Here is an 8,267-nt window from a genome sequence, read left to right as displayed (position 1 = left end):
GCCTCGTGTGCCCGGCGCAGCGCGACCGAGCGGTCGACGTTGGCCTCCAGCACGGCGTGCAGGGCGGCGTTGCGCCGCACCGCGGCCCGCCACGCGCGGGAGACCGCGTCGACGTGGTCCCGCTCCCCGCCGGCGGGCACGTTGTCGGCGTCCTCCGGGCCCGCGACCCGGGCACGCAGGTATCCGCTCAACGCCTGGGTCCACCGCTGGTGCAGCGCCAGCAGCAGGTTCTCCTCGCTGCCGAACAGGTCCCGCGCCCCGTCGATCCGGTCGAACGGGATCCGCCCGTGTGCGTCGTGATTCCCCAGTTCGACCGCCGCGTCCATGATCTCGCGTCTGCGGTAGAAGTCCTTCCAGCTCATGGCCTGACCCCCTTCTCCGGCCTCGTCCCACCGGACACCCCCCGGTGTGAGCGGGGGCATACCGATGGTTTGAGTCATACTGTCGGTATGTAGCTTCCGTGCTCAACATACCATCGGTACGGAGACTGTGCCCGGGGTTAAGGTTGTGAGCGTGGTGACACCGAGGTCCGAACAGAAGGCGACCGGCCCGGCGGGCCGGCCGCCCCCACCGGGAGGCGCACGGTCCCGGCGGGACGACCATGCCGAGTCCACCCGGGAGGCACTGGTCGCGAGCGCGGTCGCGCTGTTCACCGAGCGGGGGTACGGCCGAACCTCGCTCGACGAGATCACGCGGCGGGCGCGCGTCACGAAGGGCGCGCTGTATCACCATTTCTCCGGCAAACAGGCGGTCTTCGAGGCGGCCTTCGACGCGGTCGAGACCCGGGTGAAGGACCGGCTGGAGGCGCTGCTGCGCAAGCCCGGCCCGCCGTGGGAGCGGGCCCTGACCAGCCTGCGCGAGTTCATCGCGAGCTGTCTCGACCCGGCCTACCAACGCATCGCCCTGCACGAGGGGCCGGTGGTGATGGGCTGGCAGCGGTGGCGCGAGGCCGAGGACCACTACAGCCTCGGACTGATCCGGCAGAGCATGCGTGACCTCATCGACGCGGGGGAGCTCGTCGAGATGCCCGTGGAGATGACCTCCCGCCTGCTGCTGGGCACCCTGTGCAGCGCCGCGACCGAGATCGCGAACGCGGACGACCCCGAGAAGGTCGCCACCGAACTGGAACGGGCGATGACGGGCCTGCTCGACCAGGTCCGGAGAGCCTCCCTCGAAGCCCGGGCCGACCGGCCGGGCGCCGACTAACCTGCGCCGCTCCCGGTCAAGGCGTTCGAGCAACCACGAGCGCGCCATGGTCGACATGGGCAGATGGTGCTCACGCGCCACTTCCCACAAGTCGTTGAACTGGTCGTCGGTCAGTCGGACATTGAGCCTTTTCCACTTGGGGTTAGCTTGCGTGGATGAGGGCCTGGACAGCGTTGACGAGCTGGGTTGCATGGTGGGGGCATGTTCGGATCCGGCGAATGGCTTCCAGGCTTTGAGCTGGGCGTTGGCGCGTTCGCCGGGGCCTCGTAGCCGGGCGTGGGCGGCGTTGACGGCCTTCTGATTCGTCGACAAGCGGGGCCGGTCGTCGGGTCCTCCCGCACGTGCGCGACGCCGTTGTGGCACGTCGACATTCGCCCCGGCACCGCGGTAGGCGCTGTCGGCGACGACCCTGATTCGGGCGGTGGCCAGGGCGTCGATCAGGCCGTGTTCACGCGCCGCCCCCATGTCGTGCCGGGCTCCCGGAAGCGCCGGCGAGGCCCAGACCAACCGCCCGGCGGGGTCGGCGAGGACCTGCACGTTCACGCCGTGGCGCTTGTGTTTTCCCGGGTAGTACGGACGATCCCGGCCCGCAGCCATCCCGATCCGATCGATACGCAGCAGAGTGCCGTCGAGGATGACGAACGCCTTCCGAGCCGCGGCCCTCATCGCCTCGTCCAGCGCGATCGCTCGGGCGGACAGGACCTCCGAGGCCTCGCGGATATAGCGAAACACCGTGGTGGTGCCGATGGCGAACCCGACCGCCAGGCCCGCATAGGTTTCGCCTTTGCGCAGGTAGGCCAGCACCAACAGGGCCTGCTGACCCGCCTCCAGGCGCCGCCAACGGGTCCGGCGCACCCGCCGTTCGTGCCGTAAGGCCTCGGCCAGCATGTTCACCGCACGACTGGACACCGACACCCCGGACGGGTAAGAACGCACTGAAGCTCCTGGTAGGGACAGAGTTGATCTAGGCAATCACTCATCTACCAGGAGCTTCTTCTCTGCCCACGCCCGGCCTCACCAGCACCGAGACCCCACCGAGCCAAGTGGAAAAGACTCACTGTCCCCTGCGTGGATATCCGGTTCGGGATACGCAACCCGCTCTGCGCGCCGAGGGGATGCCCGTCCAAACCGTCGTGGAAGACCTGTCCCACGGTTACGGCAACGCCACCCCGCTGCTCACCGTCCGGGAACGGCTCGCCTCCTGTGAGGCGTTCGCGGTCGCGTTCGGCGACGACGTCCTCATCGGCGAACACTCGCCCGGCGGGAACCTCGCCGCGATGCGCGACCACCTGTGTGGTGGCACCGAAGGCGTCATCGCCGCGCAACACATCGATCGGCGCGACACGCGCTCGTTCGGCATCGTGGACACCGCCGACAATCCGGACCGTGTCTGTAGGATTCGACAGCGCCCGGCCCCGGAGACGGTGAACGAACCACTCGCGGTCGTGTCCCGCCTGGTCCTGCGGCCGTCGATCCTCGACCGGCTCCGGCCCACCGAACTGGCGCGTGGTGAGGTGGACCTCGGCATCGCCACGGGCCAACTCGCCGCTGAGGCCCGCGTCGCGGTCCACCGGATCACGGGACACTGGGTCACCGTCGGCGACCCTCGCCACTACTTCGACGCCCTCCGCACCTACTGGCAGCACCACACCGGCCCGGCAGGAGTTCACACCCGTGACTGAGATCGACATTTTCAACGACCGCTACGAACACGTCGGCACCGACACGAAGAAGCAAGCCCACCACCACGGGCTGTGGCACCGCACGTTCTCCGCGCTCGCCCTCAACCCGAGTCGCCGCCGCGTGATGTTGCAGAAGAAGGCACCCGGCCGGTACTCGTTCGACCGGCCCGACTACGCGGACATCACCGTCGGGGGCCACTACCACGCGGGCGAGGACGTCGAAGACGGTGTGCGAGAGGTGCACGAAGAGCTCGGCCTCCCGGTCTCCTACGACCAGCTGCATCCGATCGGGCTGCGCCAAACCGCGGTCACCCTCGCGCCCGACTACATCGAACGCGAGTTCCAGCACTGGCACCTGCTACCCGTCGACGTCGGCCTCGAAGACATCCCACTGGCCGACGTCGAGGTGTCCGGGCTCGTCGATCTGGACGTCGACGACGCGGTCGCACTGGCCGCCGGCGACGCCGACACCGTGCCCGCCCGTTTCGCCAGCCGCGTGGAGGACGGGGGCCTCCGCCACAGCGACGGCACACTGTCCCGCGCCGAGCTCGTGCCCAACTACCTCGCGCTCGACCAGCTGTACTTACGCCTGTTCGTCGCCGCCCGCCGCTACTGCACGGGCGAACGCGGACACCTGTTCTGGTAGACACCCGTGACTGTCGTTCTCGTCGTGGGAACCCGCCCCGAAGCCATCAAACTCGCGCCTCTCGCCGCGCTGCTCGGCCCCAAAGCGTTGGTGGTCGCCACCGGCCAACACATCCTGCCGCCGCAAGACCCGTCCCCCCGGCCGGCCCCGACCACCCCGCGTCAACAACCTCCCAACCCGCAACAACTAGGCTCACCCCGTGGACCTGAGGATCTTCACCGAACCGCAGCAGGGTGCCGACTACGACGATCTGCTCCGCCTGGCGCGCACGACCGAGGAGTGCGGCTTCTCCGCGTTCTTCCGCTCCGACCACTACCTGAAGATGGGATCGGTCAGCGGCCTGCCCGGCCCCACCGACGCGTGGGTGACACTCGCCGGACTGGCGCGGGAGACCTCGCGCATCCGGCTCGGCACGCTGGTGTCGGCGGCCACGTTCCGCCACCCGTCCGTGCTGGCGATCTCCGCGGCCCAGGTGGACCGGATGTCCGGCGGGCGTCTGGAGTTCGGTCTCGGCTCGGGCTGGTACGCCGACGAGCACACCGCCTACGGCCTCGACCTGCCGCCGCTGCGCGAACGTTTCGACCGCTACGCCGAACAGCTCGCGGTCATCACCGGGCTGTGGCGCACGCCGGAGGGCGAGACCTTCTGCTTCGACGGCGAGCACTACACGCTGGAGCACGCCCCGGCGCTGCCCAAACCGGTGCAGCGGCCCAACCCGCCGGTGATTCTCGGCGGCACCGGCCGGACTCGCACCCCGGAGCTGGCCGCCCGCTACGCCGACGAGTTCAACCTGCCGTTCAGCGACATCGCCACCGCCCGCGCGCAGTACGAGCGGGTGGCCGCCGCGGCCTCCGCCGTGGGCCGGGATCCGGCGCAGATCACCCGGTCGGCCGCCCAGGTGGTGGCGGTCGGCAAGGACGACGCCGAACTCACCCGCAGGGCGGAGGCCATCGGGCGGGACGTCGACGAACTGCGGTCGAACGGTGTGGCCGGTAGCCCGGCGCAGGTGGTGGACACGATCGGTCGCTGGCGGGCCGAGACCGGCATCACCCGGCTGTACCTGCAGGTGCTGGACCTGTCCGACCCGGCGCACCTGGAGCTGCTCGCCTCCGACGTCGTGCCGCAGCTCGGCTGAGCCGGACACCCTCCGGTCCGGGAATCCAGCATGCCTGCCGTCCGGCAGGCCGGGATTTCATTCGGGCGAAGGCGTCGGCTGCTGCGTGTCCGGGACGGTGCGGGTGAGCATGTGTGAACTGCGCATCCGCCCGTCGTCGGTGAATCCACCGAAGAAGCACACCTCGATCGTGAGGTTCTCACCCCGCTGTCGGGCATGCAGCGTGTACCGGGCCGCGATCCGGTCGCCGTCGGCGATGGCCTCGGCGTCACGCGCCAGACGGTCTACGCCCACTTTCCCTCGCGGGAGGAACTCCTGAGGGCGGTACTCGACCGCCTCACCACCGAAGCCGTCACCGAGATCGATGCCGCGGACATCGACAGCGGCCCGGCTGCGGAGGCACTGTTCCGCCTGGTGGACGCCGGCGATCGCACCGCCGGTCGCTATCCCGTCCTCTTCCGGGCGCTGGGCGCGATGTCCCTGGACCGAACCTCGGACGACCACCTCCACGCCCCCGTGGCGGACCGATTGCAGCGGACCATTCGGCGCGGCCAGGAAGCCGGGGAGTTCGATGCACAGGTTTCGGCCGACTGGTTGGTCGCGGCCACGATCAACCTGGGTCACACCGCAGGCCGGGAGGTCGACGCCGGTCGCATGTCGAAGGAGGAAGCGGACGCGGCACTGAAAACCAGCCTGCTCCGGATCCTGACTCCCGACCGCAGCGGGTAGCCGGGCAGCGGTTTCCAGGACGGTTGCCCACCGGCGTCCACAAACTTCTGCCCAGCAACAACGTGCGGACCAACCGGCCCGCGCCAGGTCGTGGCGGTCGGCAAGCGGGATGCCGAACTCGCCTGCCGGGCGACACCGACCCGCATGGGGCGCTCTCGGCCCTTCCGGAGCCCGCGCGGGACGGTGCACGGACTCCGGGAGGTCACGACTCCGGCAGGGCGACCGGCCCGCCGGGGATTCCCGCGTCCCGGGGCAGCCAGCGGTCGTCGCGGACGGGCAGGTCACCCTCCAGTGCGGCCAGCACGGCGTCCCGGGCGAGCGGCAACGCCTCCGCCACCGGCACGTCCCTGCCGAGCTCGGCGGACAGCGACGTGGTCCCGGCGTCGCTGATCCCGCACGGCACGATCCGGTCGAACGAGCCCAGGTCGGCGTCGCAGTTCAGTTCGAAGCCGTGCATGGTGACGCCGCGCTGCACCCGGATACCGATCGCGGCGATCTTGCGCTCGACCCCGCGGCCGTCGGCGGGCAGCCACACCCCGCTGCGGCCCTCGACCCGGCCGGTGTGCACGCCGAACTTCGCGCACACCTCGATCAGCGCCTCCTCGATGCGCCGGACGTAGTGCACCACGTCGACCGGGTCGGCCAGCCGGACGATCGGGTACCCGACCAGCTGCCCCGGCCCGTGCCAGGTGATCCGCCCGCCCCGGTCCACGTCGATCACCGGGGTGCCGTCGGTCGGCCGGTCCTCCGGGCGGGTGCGCTTGCCCGCCGTGTACACCGACGGGTGCTCCAGCAGCAGGAACGTGTCCGGTGCGGAGCCGTCGGCGCGGGCCTCGGCCAGCTGCCGCTGCCGCTCCCACGCCTCGAGGTAGTCGATGGTGCCGAGCTCGCGGACGTCGACGGGGCCGCTCGCCGCGCGGCAGGAGGGGTTGGGGTTCTCACTCACGACGCCGAGGTTACGCCGGGCACCGGTGTGCGGGGCAACGCCGCTGTGGCCGGGGGTCTCCCGGGTGTCCCGGCCCCGGCCGTCCCCGACCGCCGCCGGATCACCGTGCGGCCGCGGGATCACCGTGCGCGGACCACCTCGGCCAGCGCACCGTCCAGATCCGGGTGCCGGAACTCGAACCCGGCCGCGGACAGCACCCCGGGCACGGCCCTGGGGCCGGTGAGCAGCATCTCGTCGGCGGCCTCACCGAGCACGGCCTTCAGCGCGACGCCCGGCACCCGCCACGGCGCGGGCCTGCCCAGCGCCCGACCCAGGGCACGGGTGAACTCCGCGTTCGTCACCGGCGCCGGTGCCGTCAGATTCACCGGGCCCACCACCTCGGCGTGCTCCAGCACGAACCGGATCGCCGACACCTCGTCCGGCAGGCTGATCCACGGCAGGTACTGCCTGCCGTCGCCGAGCCGTCCGCCGAGCCCGAACCGGAACAACGGCAGCAGCGGTCCGAGCAGCCCTCCCCCGGCCGTGAGCACCGGCGCGGTCCGCAGCAGCACCACACGGGCCCCGCCCCGGCGGGCCTGCTCGGTCGCCGTCTCCCACCGGTCGCACAGGCGGGCCAGGAACCCGGCACCGACCGGGGCGGACTCGTCCACCTCGGTCCCGCCGGTGTCGCCGTAGTAGTTGATCCCGGAGGCGTTGACCAGGGTCGGCACCCCGTGTTCGGCGACGGCCTCGGCGAGCACCTCGGTGGGCTCGATGCGCGAGTCGGCGAGCAGCTGCTTCCGGGCCGCGCTCCACCGGCCGGAGGCGAGCGGCGCACCGCACAGGTTGACCACCGCGTCCACCCCGTCGAACGCACCCGCGTCGATCCGGCCGGACGGGGGATCCCAGCCGTGCTCGTCCGGACGGCCGGGCCGCCTGCGCACCAGCCGCCGGACCTCGTGCCCGGCGTCGGTCAACCGGGTGCGGAGCGCACCACCGATCAGTCCGCTGGAACCGGCCACGAGAACGCGCATGGAGTCACTCTAGACGTCGAACGACGACGGGGCGTCCACCGACGGTGGTGAACGCCCCGTGTCGGGTGACGGCGGGTCAGCGGCCGGGGGCCGCCGCCCGGGGACGGACGGTCACAGACCCAGCTCGTCCTCGAAGTGACCCTCCTCCAGGCGCTGCCGGATCGTGGTCAGGAACCGGCCCGCGTCGGCGCCGTCGATCAGCCGGTGGTCGTAGGTCAACGGCAGGTACGCCATCGAGCGGATGGAGATCGTGTCGTTGCCCTCGGTGTCGGTGACCACGACCGGCCGCTTGACCACCGCGCCGGTGCCGAGCATCCCGGACTGCGGCTGGACGATGATCGGCGTGTCGAACAGGGCGCCGTTGCTGCCGATGTTGGTGATGGTGAACGTCCCACCGGTCAGCTCGTCCGGGGTCACCTTGTTCGTGCGGGCCCGCTGCGCCAGGTCGGCGATCCGGTGGGCCAGACCGGCCAGGCTCAGCTCCCCGGCGTCGTGGATGACCACCGACAGCAGCCCACGCTCGGTGTCCACGGCCACGCCGAGGTGCACCGCACCGTGGTAGGTGATCTCCTTCGTCTCCTCGTTGTACGAGGCGTTGACGTTCGGGTGCTGCTTGAGCGCCTCGACCGTGGCCTTGGCGAAGAACGGCAGGAACGTCAGGCCGACGCCCTCCCGCTCCCGGAAGGCCCCCTTCGCCCGGGCCCGCAACTGGGCGATCCGGGTGACGTCGACCTCGTGCACCTGGGTGAGCTGCGCGGAGACCTGCAGCGACTCCCGGGTCTTCTCGGCCGTGATCTGCCGGATCCGGCTGGCCTTCTGCACCGTGCCACGCAGTGCCGCCTTCTCCGAGTCGGACACCGCCACGGCCCGGTCCGGCTCGGTCGGCGCCGACGGCCGGGCCTGCGGGGGCGCGGCCTGCTGCTGCGCGGCG

General features: G+C 71.2%; 9 protein-coding genes and 1 pseudogene. 5 read left to right on the top strand and 5 right to left on the bottom strand.

The genetic code is table 11. The features are described from left to right. Positions 1–440: hypothetical protein (locus SACPADRAFT_RS33185; RefSeq protein ID WP_198048351.1), on the bottom strand; the 440-nt coding region annotated here is incomplete at its 3' end. 73 nt (positions 441–513) lie between these two features. On the opposite strand from SACPADRAFT_RS33185, the gene SACPADRAFT_RS0217985 reads away from it, so the two are divergent. Continuing rightward, positions 514–1,206 (top strand): TetR/AcrR family transcriptional regulator, encoded by a 693-nt coding sequence (locus SACPADRAFT_RS0217985; protein ID WP_007025538.1) that lies wholly within the window; start codon positions 514–516, stop codon positions 1,204–1,206. 142 nt (positions 1,207–1,348) lie between these two features. On the opposite strand, the pseudogene SACPADRAFT_RS30790 reads toward SACPADRAFT_RS0217985, so the two are convergent. Next, positions 1,349–2,142 (bottom strand): annotated as a pseudogene (locus SACPADRAFT_RS30790) (transposase family protein). A gap of 179 nt (positions 2,143–2,321) precedes the next feature. On the opposite strand from SACPADRAFT_RS30790, the gene SACPADRAFT_RS28560 reads away from it, so the two are divergent. The 4 genes from SACPADRAFT_RS28560 to SACPADRAFT_RS0217965 all read left to right on the top strand — a co-directional run bounded on the left by SACPADRAFT_RS28560 (position 2,322) and on the right by SACPADRAFT_RS0217965 (position 5,377). Further along, positions 2,322–2,888: a glycosyltransferase family protein gene (locus tag SACPADRAFT_RS28560; RefSeq protein WP_007025537.1), complete on the top strand. Its 567-nt coding sequence runs from the start codon at positions 2,322–2,324 to the stop codon at positions 2,886–2,888. Continuing rightward, entirely contained in the window at positions 2,881–3,534 is a 654-nt protein-coding gene (locus SACPADRAFT_RS0217975) for an NUDIX hydrolase (protein ID WP_007025536.1), read from the top strand. The genes SACPADRAFT_RS28560 and SACPADRAFT_RS0217975 overlap by 8 nt, the downstream gene beginning before the upstream one ends. A 199-nt stretch (positions 3,535–3,733) precedes the next feature. Next, the gene (locus SACPADRAFT_RS0217970) at positions 3,734–4,669 is read left to right on the top strand and encodes an LLM class F420-dependent oxidoreductase (RefSeq protein WP_007025535.1); all 936 of its coding nucleotides are present in this window, start codon (positions 3,734–3,736) and stop codon (positions 4,667–4,669) included. Positions 4,670–4,864: 195 nt separating this feature from the next. Beyond that, positions 4,865–5,377 (top strand): TetR/AcrR family transcriptional regulator, encoded by a 513-nt coding sequence (locus SACPADRAFT_RS0217965; RefSeq protein WP_007025534.1) that lies wholly within the window; start codon positions 4,865–4,867, stop codon positions 5,375–5,377. Between the two features lie 202 nt (positions 5,378–5,579). Here the strand turns inward: SACPADRAFT_RS0217965 and lipB are convergent, their stop codons facing one another. From lipB to sucB, 3 genes are all read right to left on the bottom strand, one after another. Beyond that, positions 5,580–6,323, bottom strand: a complete 744-nt coding sequence (gene lipB, locus SACPADRAFT_RS28550; RefSeq protein WP_051442508.1) for a lipoyl(octanoyl) transferase LipB — start codon at positions 6,321–6,323, stop codon at positions 5,580–5,582. Between the two features lie 119 nt (positions 6,324–6,442). Beyond that, entirely contained in the window at positions 6,443–7,336 is an 894-nt protein-coding gene (locus SACPADRAFT_RS0217955) for a TIGR01777 family oxidoreductase (RefSeq protein WP_007025532.1), read from the bottom strand. 111 nt (positions 7,337–7,447) lie between these two features. After that, on the bottom strand, positions 7,448–8,267 hold an 820-nt coding region (gene sucB, locus SACPADRAFT_RS28545; RefSeq protein ID WP_007025531.1), incomplete at its 5' end, for a 2-oxoglutarate dehydrogenase, E2 component, dihydrolipoamide succinyltransferase.

It is taken from the genome of Saccharomonospora iraqiensis subsp. paurometabolica YIM 90007 (assembly GCF_000231035.2).
Classification (GTDB): Bacteria; Actinomycetota; Actinomycetes; order Mycobacteriales; family Pseudonocardiaceae; genus Saccharomonospora; species Saccharomonospora paurometabolica.
The sequence above is the reverse complement of the archived record's forward strand: the minus strand, read 5'-3'. Positions and strand labels throughout refer to the sequence as shown.

Excerpts from the sequence above, each read along its gene's own strand:
- SACPADRAFT_RS28560 (WP_007025537.1), top strand. The coding sequence starts at position 2,322 with ATGCCCGTCCAAACCGTCGTGGAAGACCTGTCCCACGGTTACGGCAAC.
- SACPADRAFT_RS0217965 (WP_007025534.1), top strand. The coding sequence starts at position 4,865 with ATGCAGCGTGTACCGGGCCGCGATCCGGTCGCCGTCGGCGATGGCCTC.
- SACPADRAFT_RS0217955 (WP_007025532.1), bottom strand. The coding sequence starts at position 7,336 with ATGCGCGTTCTCGTGGCCGGTTCCAGCGGACTGATCGGTGGTGCGCTC.